General features: G+C 43.0%; 12 protein-coding genes. 9 read left to right on the top strand and 3 right to left on the bottom strand.

Annotation, left to right across the window (positions count from 1 at the left end; translation table 11 throughout):
- Positions 1–168 precede the first annotated feature (168 nt).
- From AC27HD_RS08335 to AC27HD_RS08305, 7 genes are all read left to right on the top strand, one after another.
- Positions 169–2,466 (top strand): efflux RND transporter permease subunit, encoded by a 2,298-nt coding sequence (locus AC27HD_RS08335; RefSeq protein ID WP_487105016.1) that lies wholly within the window; start codon positions 169–171, stop codon positions 2,464–2,466.
- The gene (locus AC27HD_RS08330; RefSeq protein WP_487105014.1) at positions 2,463–3,257 is read left to right on the top strand and encodes an outer membrane lipoprotein-sorting protein; all 795 of its coding nucleotides are present in this window, start codon (positions 2,463–2,465) and stop codon (positions 3,255–3,257) included. Before AC27HD_RS08335 ends, AC27HD_RS08330 begins: the two co-directional genes overlap by 4 nt.
- Positions 3,254–4,438 carry a hypothetical protein gene (locus AC27HD_RS08325; protein WP_487105012.1) on the top strand — a complete coding sequence of 395 codons (1,185 nt, stop codon included), beginning with the start codon at positions 3,254–3,256 and terminating at the stop codon, positions 4,436–4,438. The genes AC27HD_RS08330 and AC27HD_RS08325 overlap by 4 nt, the downstream gene beginning before the upstream one ends.
- Before the next feature lie 7 nt (positions 4,439–4,445).
- Positions 4,446–4,985, top strand: coding sequence for an outer membrane beta-barrel protein (locus AC27HD_RS08320; RefSeq protein WP_487105010.1), 540 nt, complete (start codon positions 4,446–4,448; stop codon positions 4,983–4,985).
- Between the two features lie 71 nt (positions 4,986–5,056).
- Positions 5,057–5,314, top strand: a complete 258-nt coding sequence (locus tag AC27HD_RS08315) for a DUF3081 domain-containing protein (protein WP_032097183.1) — start codon at positions 5,057–5,059, stop codon at positions 5,312–5,314.
- 180 nt (positions 5,315–5,494) lie between these two features.
- Positions 5,495–6,421, top strand: a complete 927-nt coding sequence (lpxL, locus tag AC27HD_RS08310; RefSeq protein ID WP_487105008.1) for an LpxL/LpxP family Kdo(2)-lipid IV(A) lauroyl/palmitoleoyl acyltransferase — start codon at positions 5,495–5,497, stop codon at positions 6,419–6,421.
- An 87-nt stretch (positions 6,422–6,508) separates the two neighbouring features.
- Positions 6,509–7,123 carry a TcpQ domain-containing protein gene (locus AC27HD_RS08305; RefSeq protein ID WP_487105006.1) on the top strand — a complete coding sequence of 205 codons (615 nt, stop codon included), beginning with the start codon at positions 6,509–6,511 and terminating at the stop codon, positions 7,121–7,123.
- Positions 7,124–7,232: 109 nt separating this feature from the next.
- On the opposite strand, the gene AC27HD_RS08300 is transcribed toward AC27HD_RS08305, so the two are convergent.
- A complete protein-coding gene (locus tag AC27HD_RS08300) occupies positions 7,233–8,417 on the bottom strand; it encodes a GGDEF domain-containing protein (protein ID WP_487105004.1) in 1,185 nt (394 codons plus the stop codon).
- Between the two features lie 277 nt (positions 8,418–8,694).
- The gene (gene glnE / locus AC27HD_RS08295) at positions 8,695–11,757 is read right to left on the bottom strand and encodes a bifunctional [glutamate--ammonia ligase]-adenylyl-L-tyrosine phosphorylase/[glutamate--ammonia-ligase] adenylyltransferase (protein WP_487105002.1); all 3,063 of its coding nucleotides are present in this window, start codon (positions 11,755–11,757) and stop codon (positions 8,695–8,697) included.
- Between the two features lie 163 nt (positions 11,758–11,920).
- Between glnE and AC27HD_RS08290 the strand changes: the two genes are divergently transcribed.
- Positions 11,921–12,826, top strand: a complete 906-nt coding sequence (locus tag AC27HD_RS08290) for a DUF350 domain-containing protein (RefSeq protein ID WP_487105000.1) — start codon at positions 11,921–11,923, stop codon at positions 12,824–12,826.
- Here AC27HD_RS08290 and AC27HD_RS08285 read toward each other — a convergent pair.
- A complete protein-coding gene (locus tag AC27HD_RS08285; protein WP_487104998.1) occupies positions 12,815–13,249 on the bottom strand; it encodes a GIY-YIG nuclease family protein in 435 nt (144 codons plus the stop codon). The two genes, AC27HD_RS08290 and AC27HD_RS08285, sit on opposite strands and share 12 nt — an antisense overlap.
- Here AC27HD_RS08285 and hldE point away from each other — a divergent pair.
- Complete coding sequence (hldE, locus tag AC27HD_RS08280) at positions 13,248–14,678, top strand: bifunctional D-glycero-beta-D-manno-heptose-7-phosphate kinase/D-glycero-beta-D-manno-heptose 1-phosphate adenylyltransferase HldE (protein WP_487104996.1); 1,431 nt, start codon at positions 13,248–13,250, stop codon at positions 14,676–14,678. The genes AC27HD_RS08285 and hldE overlap by 2 nt on opposite strands.
- Positions 14,679–14,761: the final 83 nt, after the last annotated feature.

Here is a 14,761-nt window from a genome sequence, read left to right as displayed (position 1 = left end):
TCCTGTAATGTGCAAAGAAAACAGATAGTTAAGTTTTACGAGTTTTTTTAGTGGTCGGGCGAAATATGTGAAAAAAGTCGTGCTGAAGTACAAAAAACTGCTCACGGGTTATGTTAATTCACGTTTAAGCGATACACTTATTGCAGAATTAGAACTCAGGATGTTGTGATGTCTCACAAGTCAAAAAAGCCCTTCTATTTAGCTTTTCCTAAGGCGTCTTTAGTTTTCACCTTATTGGTGATGGCTGTAGCGTTAATTGGAGCTCAAAATCTCTATTTCCGTGGTGATTATAAGGTGTTCTTTGAGGAAAGCGACCCGCAGAGAATGGCGTTTGAAGAGATGCAAAATGTTTTCAATAAGACTGAAAACGTTGCGTTTATGATTTTGCCAAAGAGTAATGATGTCTTCAATCAAGATACGCTTAACCTCGCTTACGATATAACCGAAGCTGCATGGCAACTTCCTCTATCGACAAGAGTCGAGTCGATATCAAATTATCAGCATACCTATGACCTTGATGGAGACTTAATAGTCGAGGACTTACTATTTGAGAAACTGCAAAATAGTGAAGAATTAGCTCAAATTGAAAAAGTGGTGGACTCAACCCCTGAGATTCTCGGTAGGCTGGTCTCAAAAAATAAAGAAGCATTGGTCGTAGACACGACAATACAGCTTCCTGAGGGGGATCAAACAAAGGCAGTTATCGAAATTGCAACAGCGGCTAAAGCAATTAAGGCAGAAATGCTCGAGCGGTATCCTGACCATGAAATATATCTTACGGGAATGGTCATAATGAACGACGCATTTGCCGTAGCAGCGCAGAGTGACGCTGAAACATTGATCCCCGCTATGTTTCTACTCATTTTTGTCTCTATAGCTATTATTGTGCGCTCTGTTTGGTCGGCTGTTTTCACTATGGCCGTTGTTATTGCATCAATAGCCATTACCGTTGGCTTAACTGGCTGGGTTGGCATTTATTTAAGCACCGCCACGGTTAATGCACCCACAATGATTACGACGCTTGCTGTTGCTGACTGTATCCATATTATCGTTGGTGTTAAATATTTTTTGAGTAAGGGGTTTTCGGCACATAACGCTATCGAACAAAGCGTGAAGGTAAATAAAAAGCCTATTTTTATCACAAGCATAACAACGGCAATTGGATTTCTTATGCTCAACTTCTCTGCCGTACCTGTTTTAGCGCATTTAGGAAATATGACTGCGTTGGGCGTGATGCTCGCCTGCGTATTTTCGTTAACCGTGCTTCCTTCAATGCTTGTTTTAAAACCACTAAGTAGCGGCAGCTCTATTAACAATACATTATTTGTTCGCTGGGGAGAGTTTGTTGTTAAGAATCACAAAGTACTCCTCATCTTTTCGATGAGTACCATTGTCTTTATTAGTGCATTTGCCATGAATAACAGGCTCAATGATGTAGCAGTCAAATATTTTGACGAACGAAGTACGTTTCGACAGGCAGTGGATGTGAATGAGAAAATATTTGGCGGTATGTCTAACATTGACTTCGTGCTGTATACCGATACTCCGTATGGCATTACCAAGAACGACTTCCTAAGTGATGTGGCGTTGTTCTCTGAATGGTTGACTAAACGTGAAGAAGTCAACCACGTTCTTACTTTCACAGATACGTTGAAACGTTTGAATAAGAATATGAATGGGGATGACGAAGCATTCCACGTTATTCCTGGCGACTCTGAATTGGCATCACAGTATTTACTACTTTATGAAATGTCTCTGCCTTTTGGCTTAGACTTGGGTAATCAATTAGATATTGATAAGTCGGCCTTGAGAGTTATTGCGGTGATCGAAAATTTGGGCAGTAACGAAATTACTCAACTAGAAAAAGACGCAAAAGCCTTTTTCAATTCTTTAGATAATAAGTACAGGATTGAGGCTGCAAGTCCACCATTGATGTTTGCTCATATAGGTGAGCGGAATATGAAGAACATGGTATGGGGGAGTGTTATAGCGCTGGCGTTAATTTCTGGGCTCATATTATTTGCCCTTAGGTCGATAAAATTAGGAGCAGCTAGCCTGGTAACTAACTTGCTTCCTGCTGCCATTGGATTTGGTGTTTGGGGCATGGTGTCGGGTGAAATTAATATGGCGCTGTCCGTAGTCATCAGTATGACCATGGGGATTATTGTTGATGATACCGTTCACTTTTTATCAAAGTATCAAACCGCCCGAAAAGAGAATAAAAGTGCCCACGAAAGTGTTATTTTTGCTTTCAGCTCAGTGGGAATGGCATTGACGACGACTACCATTGTTCTAACCTTAGGGTTTGCGGTGTTAGCCTCATCTAGTTTCATGCTAAATGCACACATGGGAATTTTAACGATTATTATCATTGTTGCCGCATTAATCGTGGACTTCATTTTCCTCCCCGCTTTATTAGCTTGGATTGGGGACGACAGGCAGTCAAAAAGAGAGAGTTATACATGATATCAATACGTAAAACCGTTTCGCTGTTTACTGTACTTTTAATTGGGGCAACACATGTTGTTGCGTCTGAAACCGATAACGCGACAGCACTGACTATCGCTAAAGAAAGGAAACAAAGGGATATTGGCTGGGGTACCACAGAAGCAAACGTGACTATGGTTTTACGTAATAGTCAGGGGCAGGAAGCGCAGCGTGAACTCAACGTTAAATCGTTGGAAGTTTCTGATGATGGTGATAAGGCTCTCACGGTTTTTAATTCTCCGCGTGACGTCAAAGGAACCGCATTTCTGAGCTTCTCTCATGCGCTAGAACCTGACGAGCAGTGGATTTACTTACCTGCATTGAAGAGAGTTAAACGAATATCTTCGAGAAATAAAAGTGGCCCATTTGTTGGCAGTGAGTTTGCTTTTGAAGATATGACATCTTATGAAGTAGAAAAATTTTCTTATGAATATCTTGGCGAAGAAGAGGTCAATGGCGAGGTCTGTTTTGTACTGAAACAAACGCCCAATTATGACTACTCAGGCTATACCTCACAGAAGGTGTGGATAGATAAATCCCACTATCGAGTCCAGAAAATTGAGTTCTATGATAAAAAGAATGCCTTGTTAAAGGTACTGACACCTCAAGATTATAAATTATATAAAGACAAGTTTTGGCGGCCTATGCGAAGTGAGATGCGAAACGTACAAACGCGTAAATCGACATATTTAATAACCGAAGATATCAACTTTGACACCGAACTGTCAGAAAGTGATTTTGATAAAAACAGGTTGAAAAGAGCACGATGATCAGAGCTTTCACCTTATGTGGAGTGCTAGCACTTGCCAATAATAGTTATGCAGAGGTAGAGCTCACTGGATCCGCAGGATTTGAGCAACGTTACTTTCTTCAAGATGCACTTTATGAAAATCAGGAACGCACGTACAGTTCGGCATTTTTGATGCCTGAGGTTTACACGCAGTGGAACGACGGAGCCGATACGTTGGTGTTTAAGCCGTTCTATCGCATTGATGAGCATGATGACGAAAGAACCCACGGGGATATAAGAGAATTTCAGTGGGCACATTATGCGGATTCTTGGGAAACACGAGTTGGTATTGGTAAGGTGTTTTGGGGGCAAACTGAGTCTCTTCATCTTGTAGATATTATCAATCAAACTGATTCAGTAGAAAGCGTAGATGGTGAGGTCAAACTTGGCCAGCCTATGGTAAATTTTAACTATTTCTCTGATTACGGTATGTTTTCGATTTATGCATTACCATACTTTAGAGAGCGGACATTCCAGGGAAACAGTGGTCGCCTAAGGCCGCCCATTGCGATAGGTGACGCATTTTATGAATCTGATGATGAAGAACGAAATCTCGACATAGCAATAAGGTGGCAATCGTCTATCGCTGACTGGGAGGTTGGCCTGTCCGCATTTTCAGGAACCTCTAGAGAACCTGAACTTTTTACTACGCTAAATCAAGATGGCGAACCCGTTATTTTTCCTTTTTATGCGCAAATAGATCAATTCGGGATTGATGTGTTAAAAGTATCGGGCGCGTGGCTTTTAAAGTTAGAGTCTATTTACCGAAGCGGGCAGTCAGAAGATTTTGCAGCGGTTGTCACGGGTTTTGAATATACTAAACAAGGTATTTGGGGCTCGCGCTACGGTTTAGGCGTTTTAGCCGAATATCAATATGATGAACGAGACAGTAATTTTTTTGCGATTGGTCAAAACGACCTGATGGCAGGTTTAAGGGTTATCGTAAATGATATCGCTGGAACTGAGGTATTATTTGGCTTTGTGCAAGATTTAGATGAGTCGTCAACATATTCCGGCTTTGTTGAGGCATCTAGCCGCTTAACCGCGAATTGGAGTTGGAAATTAAATGGATATTTCTTCTCCTCTGACGACACGGAAGATCCGTTTTATTTCTTGCGAAGAGACGATCATGTTCAATTTTCACTAGAGTATTATTTTTGAGGTTTAGATGAAGCAGTATTTATGGATAGCAGGTGCATTAGTAGCGGGAGCATTAGTGTGCTCGAAAGCAGAAGCAGCACCTGAAAACTACGGGTTAGTATCTGTAGGGTATACGGACTTTGAATTCGACGGCGGCAGCGATCGTGAAGTAGCTTACAGTGTTGCATATGGTCATAAAATTCATAGACAGTGGTATGCAGAAGCCGGCTACTTAAACCTTTTCGATTATTCTGACGACGGTGCAGAGGCCGAAGGTGAAGCACTTTATTTAGCTGTGCTAGGTAAGGCAAGTAGCACCACTGGCGAATTGTTTTATAAGTTGGGCGTTGCCCGAGTGGATGTGGCAGCGACTATTCCCTGCGGTACCGAAACAGGATCTGCGTCTTGCAGTTATGACGATGGCATCGCTGCTGGTCTTATTGGGCTTGGCTTTGATTATTATGTTTCACAAAATTCGATGGTACGCTTTGAATATACTTACATCGGCGGTGAAGATAGCTTTTCAACCAATATGCTCAGCTTAGGATTCCGCTACAACTTTAATTGATTGGTTTTGCGACCAATCCAAAGATCCCGTGAAAGAGTACTAATTTTATTAAGTTAAGAAAGGTACTTACAATGAAAAACGAATTAGACAGCAAGTTTTTACTTCAAGTGTTCGACAAAATTCGCCAGCATGGCTCGAAAGAGGGCGATGAATACAAGTTGATGGGCATTACAGCGTTTACCGATCACGATGGGTATACGCTGTATATCGAAGACGTTAATGTGAAGCTGCGATTCGGTTTTCATAACCAATACCATTTTGATTACGACTCCAGTGATCACTATGATTCCTTCGAGAAAAAGCTTAAGCAGATAGATAAAACGTACTAAGCACGGTCCACTACGCTTTAAAGCGCGCTGTTCTGACTACCTTTAGTTAAACTATTTCAAGCTTAACTATTATCAGTATACCTACGCGCGCTTTAGTATGCTTTGTGAATCCCGCACCCCATAGCCCACAATAATTCGTTCTGATACAATATATGTTTTCTCACATATTGGAAACAGACCTTGGCTGCGGCAATAAAAGCTCCTAAATTCACCATTTCTTTTCTTGGTCCACGCTATTGGTTGATATGGCTTGCTGTAGGTTTGCTGTATATCATCACTTGGCTTCCGCTGCCTGTCATACGGGCGATTGGAGCGGGTGCCGGTAAGCTAATAGCGCTTATCGTGCCTAAGCGTGCAAAAGTAGCCAGGCGAAACATCGAGCTTTGGAACCCCGCTTTATCGAGCGATGAAGTAGACCGCTTATACCATGAAAATATTCGCCGCACGGGCATGGCACTGTTTGAAACAGCCATGGGCTGGTGGTGGCCTACTTGGCGGGTGCAACGAGCATTCGAAATAGAAGGTGCCGAACATATAGAAGCGGCTAAAGCCCAAGGTAAGGGCGTATTTGGTATGGCTCTGCATAATATGAATGTAGAGTTTGCGTGTCGTGGTATTGGCTATTCATATCCTAGCGTGGCTTTTTACCGTAAACACAACAACCCTCTCATAGACTATCTTCAATATCATGGTCGCAATCAGTCGAACAAATACATGATTGATAAGCGCAATGCGAAAGCGTTGCTGGCTGCAATGGACGACAAAGAGCTTTGCCTTTACTTACCGGATCAAGACTATGGGCCGAAGCAAAGTATTTTTGTCCCATTTGGTGGTGTTAAAGACACGGCTACAACAACTGCAACCTTGATGTTTATTCGTCGCTCTGAAAGCGTCCCCATGCTAATTACTTCGCAATATACAAAGCGTGGATATAAAATTAAAGTCTTCCCACCGTTACTCGGCCTTGGTGAAATGGAAGATCATGCAGCATTAACATTGCTCAATGAGCATATTGATAAAGCGGTAAAAGAGCAGCCTGAAAGTTACTTATGGATGCACAAGAGATTTAAGACGAGGCCGTCTAAAACGTCTCCATCGCTCTATTAATAAAAAAGTCCAAGGTAAGAACATTACGTTGAGCCGGTTTTATATAGCGGCTTTCACTTAAAGAACAACAGTTAGGTATTAAGTTTCATGGGGCAACAAAGCTACTCAAGTACATCTTTTTGGGCGAAACAAATCATATTGGCAGTAGTGCTAGTTGTCGCCGCTGGCGTACTCATCTATTTTCTTGAGGTTAAAGAGGCGGCTCCTGTGCCCGAAAGTCAAAAGGAAGAAAAGTCAGTTTCAAAAGGCCTCAGTGAGTTTTATCGTGAGTTTAGAATGTCTGCTACCGATCCTCTGAAAGAAGAGCAGGGGGATTTTGTGCTAGATATCGCTGGGGTGGATCCTAACCTTGATAGCAAACTGGAAAAAATGGCGAGCAAAACCCGTCCAGTAGAGTCGAATTGGACTGGTGAACATAAATTCCGCACGTTCCAAGAAGGGAATACGCTACGTGAGGCTATTTCACAGTACGCTCAGGACGAGGGAATGCAGCTAATATGGAACTTAGAGCAAGATTTTGTGATAAAGCATCAGTTTCAGTTAGACAATACTGTATCGGGGTCGTTAGCGAGTATAGCGAGTGCAATAGACAGCAGTTTTGAGGGCGAGGTGAAAGCGTATTTATGCGCAGACCAGCGTTCTTTAGTAGTTACAGCAGAAGAAACTAAGCTACTTAAAAACCAATGTGAGCGTGTGAATTAGGCTTTTTTGCCCACGGGTGAACAACACGTTGTGGCTTTTCAAAATACTGTCATATCAAATACTGCCTAGAGTGTCTAATACACTCCGCTTGTCGTATTTGCATACTAAACTACGTAAACTGAGCTTGGGTTTCTATGCTCATTTGTGCTGCGCTGCTGATACGATTTCTCCCTTGGCGTTTTGCTTCATAAAGCGCTTGGTCTGCTCTTTCGAGCGTATCGTGCCAGCTTGAGTCGAGTGGAGTTGATAAAGCAATTCCCACGCTCACAGTAAGCGTTATTTGCGACGTATCAATATTTATTTTTGATTGAAGTATTCTCAATCGTATTCTTTCTGCAATTTCAAGTATCTCTTGTTCATCCGTATCGCTTATGAGTACTGCAAATTCTTCCCCACCTAATCTAAAGTTATTGTCGTAACCTCGAATGACTTCTTTCGCTAGCTGAGTAACTTTTTTTAGTGCAGCATCGCCAGCACAATGGCCGAACTTATCATTGATGCGCTTAAAGTGGTCTATGTCAATAACGACAAAACCTAGGTGTGTTTTCTCTCTTGCGCTTCTCTCAAATTCACGAGTAGCAATTGAGTCTAACGCTTTGCGATTAAGCCAACCTGTTAAGTAGTCGGTTACCGATGCCCTGCGAAGTTTGAGTTCCTTTTTCCACGCTATGATGAAGGTGAAGCAAATGGTTAATAAGAATAGGAAAGTAATGACAGCAAGGGTCCCTGAGGTTTGCATAAACTGATCGCCAATGAGTGTGAGGTCTTCAGAGCCAAATAACGTTATTCCGCCTCGAACGGTAAGTTGCACAACAAATAAAAACAAAACAGTCATTAAGCCCCAATACGCTCTTCCAATATCCGCAGGCCTATGTTTAAAAAGGGCGATGAGTGCTGATACGTTAAACGCAATGATTATAGGATAAAACGTGATAATTCGGGTAGTAACTGATTCCGTCATACCAGGAACGAAGTGGAGTAAAATGACTGCTATAAGCGCGCCAAACACTAAACGCCAAATCGAGCGTTTATAAACACAACGATAAACACCGCTAAATATCGTCGCATGGCCGGCGATATAAAATGCATTGCCTAGTGCTAGGGAGAGTTGAATAGGGATTTGATAAAAGGTAATGAGGATAGCGATAATATTAGATAGAAGAAAGAACGTTCCAGATGCCATCCAGTCAAGAAGATAACGTTCTTCTCGGCTTACAAAATACATCGCGGCCATAGTAAGTGTCATCACCAAGCTTACTAACAGCGTGCAGATAATCAGTGTCGTCATATCCATTTTTCAATTCCATTTGAGTTATGGTGCTTTATCTAATTCCAGCGTTTTGCTTATGCCACTACATTTCCGATAGCCGTATTTTTTAAACGCCTAGCATTTAAGAGCCATCTGATTAGATTACTGCGTAAATGCTATTCCAATATAGCGGCTGACGCATTTTTAGTCTTTATTTTAAACATTAATTTTTTATTTAACTTTCAATTTAACTGTACATCTAGCTTTCTACTTAATGTTGAGAGTTTAACGTTAAGAAGACAGAGAGCAACGCAGCACCGAATTAATTGTGTCTATTAAATAAAATGTCCCAGTGTTTTCTAACATTCTCACGTATTTCGTCGAGCTCTTCAGTTTGATCCGCAAATTTTGAATCTGCCAGCGTTAAATGATGATATTGTTCTCTTAGTTTTAGATACGCTTTTTGCAGGCCTTTGGCGGTGTTTGCTTCGATAACTTTATTTTCAACAGCATTTTCTAAAATGCGTAGGTTATCGGTAAACTGCGTCATTGATTCAATGTTATGAGAATTCGCGAGTACCCAGTATTGGGTCATAAATTCAATATCGGTAATACCCCCTACGCACTGTTTTAAATCTACTTTTTGCTCGGTTTTAGACAACAAATGCTCACGCATTTTTATCCGCATTTTACACACATCTTCAGCAAGGCTTGATGGCTCTCGTTGTTTCGTCAGCACGCGCTTACGCACGGCTTTGAATGCTTCAAGTACATTGTTATCTCCGCATATGGCTCTTGCTCTTACTAACGCCTGATGTTCCCAGGTCCATGCTTCCTCATTTTGGTATTTTTCAAAACCATTTACATGGCAGCACAGCAGGCCAGCATTGCCAGAGGGACGCAAGCGCAAATCAGTCTCGTAAAGCTGTCCGAATAACGTTTTGGTGTTTAACAAATGCATAATTCGCTGGGCTAGTTTTATATAAAACTGCTGAGCTTCTATTTGCTTTTTACCGTTTGTAGTTATACCGCTAGGCGCATTATGCAGAAATACTAAGTCTAAATCAGAGCCATATCCTAGTTCATAGCCTCCTAACTTTCCGTAACCTACAACGCCAAACCCCTTATCAGTGCCTTCTAAGTGGGAAGGCGTGCCGTAGCGTTCACTCATTTGCATCCACGCGGCGCTGACAATATTTTCCAGTATCACTTCAGCTAATACAGTCAATTTGTCGCTTACATTGGCGATGGGAAGTGAGTCACTGATATCGCTAGCGGCAATTCGAAGCTGCTGACACAACTTAAACTGGCGCCATGCATCCATAAGCAGCTCCACATCATCTTGCTCAATGCGAAGCATAGACTGTCTGAGGTCTTGCTCGTATTCCCGTTTGCTGGTGGCAATATCTGTGTTTTGCTGGCCCAAATACAACGGGGTGAGGAGCTCGTCTAATAGCAGCGGAAAGCGTTTAATTTCTTGTGCAACCCAGCCACTTCTCTCACATAGCTTTACCAATTGCTTCAGCACATCAGGGTTTTCGAGCAACAAATCAAGGTAGGTTGTGCGACCCGTTATAGCCTCAATCACGCCTAGTAATCGAGATAAAACCTGAACAGAGTTTGTCGGGTGCTGAACAACCAGCACATAAAGAATTTCAGGCAGTAGTTTTGTGAGGGTATCTTCTCCACGCTGTCCAATTCGGTAATTGCGCTGAGTATCTTTAAACTCTATCAGCGTGTTGAAAATACCCATGGCCTCACGGCTTGAAAGATGATCGCTAAAAGCGTCTATAAATTCATCGCTTTTTAACGTCAGTTGCCATGCGTCTTGGCACGCACTGAACAGTGCATCCTCATCAGAATGAGTTTCATGAGATTCTTCCACTAGCTCATTAAAATGCCCATGGATGGTTTTCATAGTAGTACTTAGTACGTCTAAAAAACCCTCGTATGTCTCAAAGCCCATAACCGCTATGAGAGCCTCTTGCTCCCAATCGGAGTCTGGCAGTGTTTGGGTTTGTCTGTCGCGACACTGTTGCAACGTATGCTCTACTTTGCGAAGAAACAGATAGCTGTCTCTTAATTCTTGCGTGACATCTTGTTCAACAATGTCCATATCTGAAAGCGCGGTAAGCGTAGTAAGTAGTGACTTACTTTGAAGGCTTGGCTCTCTGCCACCATGGATGAGTTGAAAACTTTGAGCGAAAAACTCAACTTCGCGAATGCCGCCGGCCCCCAGCTTAATATTATTGCTCAGCTTTCTACGCCTGATCTCTGTGGCTATTAACTTTTTCATGTTGCGCAAGGCATCAAGAGTAGTGAAGTCGAGGTAACGGCGAAAGGTAAAGGGTTTGAGGATGTCTTTCAAAGCCTGTGCATCGTCAGAACTATCATCATTGATAATGCGGGCTTTTACCATTGCAAATCTTTCCCAATGGCGGCCTTGGTCTTGATAATAATCTTCCATAGCAGCAAAGTGCATAACCAACGGCCCAGAGTCGCCGAAGGGACGTAGTCGCATATCTACGCGGTACACCTGTCCATCGGTTGTTATTTTATTGAGTGATTGAATAAGCTTTTGCGCTAGCTTGGTGAAAAATTGCTGGTTTTCAATACTTTTTCGACCCCCTTGAGTTTCGCCTTTTTCAGGGTAGGCAAAAATAAGGTCGATGTCGGAAGAAAAGTTCAGCTCTCTACCACCTAGTTTGCCCATACCTAAAATGTACATATGTGCGGGGCATTTCTCTGATTTATGTCCTGTGCTGTGCGCTGATACGGGTGTGCCGTATCGCGCTGCTGCATCTTTATATAGCCAGTTATAGGCGGCAACTATTAGTGTATCGGCGAGGGCGGAGACTTGAGCGAGAGAGGTTAAAATAGCTTGTTTATTTAGCACGTCAGCATAGGCTATGCGGGCCATCTCAGTATTTCTGCACTCCCGTAACGCTGACAACAGCTCATCTTCAGTTTTGACGCCTTCTAAGCGTTTTGAAACCTCGGCGCGATAATAAATTAAAGCGCTGCCTTTAGAAGCTTTATCAACAGTATCGTTTGGGTTACTAGAAGAATTACTACAAGGATTATCGGAAGGAGGCAGAGTAAGCACCCTCTCTAACGTGTGGGGATACTGAATAAGGTGCTCTGCTAAAAACGCTGAGCGAGAAAATGCAGTGAGAATATCTGCTTTGTTATGAGTCAAACTGTGCGCCAAATTATGCGCTAATAACTCTTGGCTAGAGTTTTCTATTCCCTCTTGATGGTCTTCGTTCGGGCACTTTGCTGTGCCGCTTTTCATGCTCCCGTCTTCATAAACTGACACTAATTTTTGCCAATACTGTTCAGCTAGTTCAACGTTAGCCATGCTATTTTCCTTTTCTATTGGCATAATACTCGCATTAACCTCAAGTCTTATAAAAATAATCACTTTACGATGTGTAGTAGCAATGTATGCCAGTGAATGAAAAATAAGCCAGATAAAAAATGACGGTTTCGCTGGTCGATATACAGATTGTTTATTTAGTCGGTAAAGTGCAAGGAGCAAAGATAGCGTGGAAGCTTTAGTAAAACTAGTACCCCTTACCGAAGAATTATTGATTTACCTTGCCATGGACGTGGGCATAGCACTCGCACTTTTAATGGTGATGAAGTGGTTAACAGGGGCCTTTAGACGAACATCCGTTACCGATGAGCTTGGTGTAAAAGATAATTTCGCTTTTGGTATAAGCATTGCCGGGGGTATGTTGTCGCTGTGTATTGTGCTGAGTTCGGTAGTTGGGCGGCATGTGGGTATGGGCTATAAAGATGCTGCCGTTGCCATGCTAACCTTCGGTATTGTAGGCATAATATTGGTAAAGTTTGGGCGCTTTGCTCATGACAAACTTGTGCTCAATAAAGTCGATACCCCTGAAATGATTGCAGAGCGCAGTGTAAGTGTTGCCCTAGTGGACGCGGCCAGCTTAGTTGCAAGCGCGATTGTACTTCGCAATATTATGCTGTGGGTGAACGGAAGCGACATGAATGCGGTTATCGCCATTGTGACGGGTTTTGCGGTGGTGTTAACCATGCTGTTAGTGATGACCCGCATACTTGAGTTTCGATATGCCAAGGACAATCAGAATGACTCTTTTCAAGGTGCGCTAGAGGGCGGTCAAATAGCGTTGGCTATAGAGCATGCCGGAAACTTGTTAGGCACTGCAATGATAGTGTCTGCAGCGAAGAACTTACTTATTTATGAGCCTACGGGTTATGTCAGTAACGTGACCGGATGGTTATTGGTGAGTGTGGGCTTAACAATCGCATTGCATTTGTTGGTGCTGGCAAATAAAAAGATAATTCTTTTTGGTATGAACTTTCGTCAAGAAGTAGATCAGCAGCACAACATCGGTGTGGCCGCTTTGGGTTTCACGTTGAGTATTGGTAATGCCATGATTATCAATGCGGTTTTAGGTGGGTAGTGAGTCTACAAATTCGGCCTTTATGCAATTAAGTGTGAGTGTGCCGCCCCTATTTGTAAATTCGAGTTTGCCTGACTGAATAATGTTGTTTTTCTGCGTTCGTGTTAACTTTTTAACCTTACACTCAAGCACGGCAGCTTCAGACTTATTTGATAGTTGAAAAATAGCACGAAAGGTTAGAGGGCTCTTACCTTTCAGTGCTTTTGCTCCGCCCACTTTTTCTCCCCTATGCTGAGCTATCCGCCTTTTGGGATCGGTAGTAATACCTGTGTAGAGCTGACCCAGTCTGTTCTCTATCAAATACAAGTACCAGGCAGGAGGGTTTTTCGCTTCACAGAGATCTTTTCGCTGGTGGGTATTGCTCGACATGGCTGTTATACTCGTTCCAATAGTTTTAAAGATCGGAAAGGGTTGTTTTGCCATGATATTACCAGATTTTACCAAAGCGAAAGTGCTTATTGTCGGCGACCTCATGTTAGACCGGTATTGGAGTGGCGGTACCGGGCGCATATCTCCCGAAGCCCCCGTACCTGTTGTTAACGTCAATAGTGCAGAAGACCGCCCAGGCGGCGCCGCCAATGTAGCGGTAAATGTAGCGACGTTGGGTGCAAAAGTGACCTTGCTGGGTATGTGTGGCAATGACGAAAACGCCAACATTTTAAAAGAACGTCTGCACACTCACGACATTAACTGTGAGTTCTTCCCCGTCGACGGTTTCGATACGATCACCAAGCTAAGAGTAATGAGCCGCAACCAACAGTTACTTCGTTTAGATTTTGAAAAAAGTTTTGCTAATACTGACAAATCGGCGTTAGAGCAGGCCTTTGATGATGCCCTAGACGTAGCTGATATTGTCATTTTAAGCGACTACGCAAAGGGATGTTTAAGTAATCCTGCGGCATTAATTGAAAAAGCGCTAGCGAAAGGTAAGCGGGTGGTTGTAGATCCCAAAGGAAGCGATTTCAAAAAATACGCAGGTGCATCGCTTATTACGCCAAATATGGATGAGCTTCAGGGCGTGGTTGGTGAAGTAAGTTCTGAACAAGAGCTGGTAGAAAAAGCAGGCAAACTAAAGGAAGAGCTAAATATCGGCGCGCTCTTAGTTACCCGTTCTGAAGATGGTATGACGCTGTTTGAAGGTGACAATACAGAATTTCATTTGCCCGCTAAAGCCAAAGAAGTATACGACGTCACTGGTGCCGGAGATACGGTAGTCTCTACCATTGCAGTGGGAATGGCGAGTAAACTTCCCCTTCAAGCGTCCTGCGTGCTGGCTAACTTGGCCGCAAGCGTGGTGGTAGGTAAGCTAGGTACATCTACGGTGTCGAACACAGAGCTAGCGCTAGCTTTGGGCGAAGAGTCTGTCCATCTTGATGGCGGCGTAATGAATGAAGATCAGCTCGCTATTGCGATAAAAGCGGCAAAAGAGCGAGGTGAACGCATAGTAATGACCAACGGTTGCTTTGACATCCTTCACGCGGGCCATGTTTCCTATTTAGAAGAGGCATCGCAGCTAGGAGATAGGTTAATTGTTGCGGTGAATACTGACAGTTCGGTAACCAAGCTTAAAGGGCCTGGCCGACCGGTAAATAACGAAAGTCGAAGAATGGCTGTGCTAGCAGGGTTAAGTGCAGTAGATTGGGTTGTGCCCTTTAGTGAAGACACGCCCCAGCGTATTATTGCTCGACTACTGCCCGATGTACTAGTTAAAGGTGGCGATTACAGCGTTGGCCAGATAGCGGGTGGTACAGACGTTATGGAAAACGGCGGAGAAGTGAAAGTACTTAGCTTTGCCGATGGCGTTTCGACAACAGGTATTATTGAACGAATAACAAAAAATAAGTTGGGCTAGGGCAAGTAAAAGGTGGTGTAATATACACCACTTTATGCTTCAGCCAGTTACATCTAGCTTTTGCAAATAGGCAAGATAAACAG

This window comes from Alteromonas sp. 4NS20-0143 (assembly GCF_057542855.1).
This window is presented reverse-complemented; position numbering and strand designations above follow the sequence as displayed.

What these genes read in the sequence shown, in the direction of transcription:
- AC27HD_RS08335 (WP_487105016.1), top strand. Translation starts at nt 169, where the DNA reads ATGTCTCACAAGTCAAAAAAGCCCTTCTATTTAGCTTTTCCTAAGGCG.
- AC27HD_RS08330 (WP_487105014.1), top strand. Translation starts at nt 2,463, where the DNA reads ATGATATCAATACGTAAAACCGTTTCGCTGTTTACTGTACTTTTAATT.
- AC27HD_RS08325 (WP_487105012.1), top strand. Translation starts at nt 3,254, where the DNA reads ATGATCAGAGCTTTCACCTTATGTGGAGTGCTAGCACTTGCCAATAAT.
- AC27HD_RS08320 (WP_487105010.1), top strand. Translation starts at nt 4,446, where the DNA reads ATGAAGCAGTATTTATGGATAGCAGGTGCATTAGTAGCGGGAGCATTA.
- AC27HD_RS08315 (WP_032097183.1), top strand. Translation starts at nt 5,057, where the DNA reads ATGAAAAACGAATTAGACAGCAAGTTTTTACTTCAAGTGTTCGACAAA.
- AC27HD_RS08305 (WP_487105006.1), top strand. Translation starts at nt 6,509, where the DNA reads ATGGGGCAACAAAGCTACTCAAGTACATCTTTTTGGGCGAAACAAATC.
- AC27HD_RS08300 (WP_487105004.1), bottom strand. Translation starts at nt 8,417, where the DNA reads ATGGATATGACGACACTGATTATCTGCACGCTGTTAGTAAGCTTGGTG.
- glnE (WP_487105002.1), bottom strand. Translation starts at nt 11,757, where the DNA reads ATGCCAATAGAAAAGGAAAATAGCATGGCTAACGTTGAACTAGCTGAA.
- hldE (WP_487104996.1), top strand. Translation starts at nt 13,248, where the DNA reads ATGATATTACCAGATTTTACCAAAGCGAAAGTGCTTATTGTCGGCGAC.
- AC27HD_RS08285 (WP_487104998.1), bottom strand. Translation starts at nt 13,249, where the DNA reads ATGGCAAAACAACCCTTTCCGATCTTTAAAACTATTGGAACGAGTATA.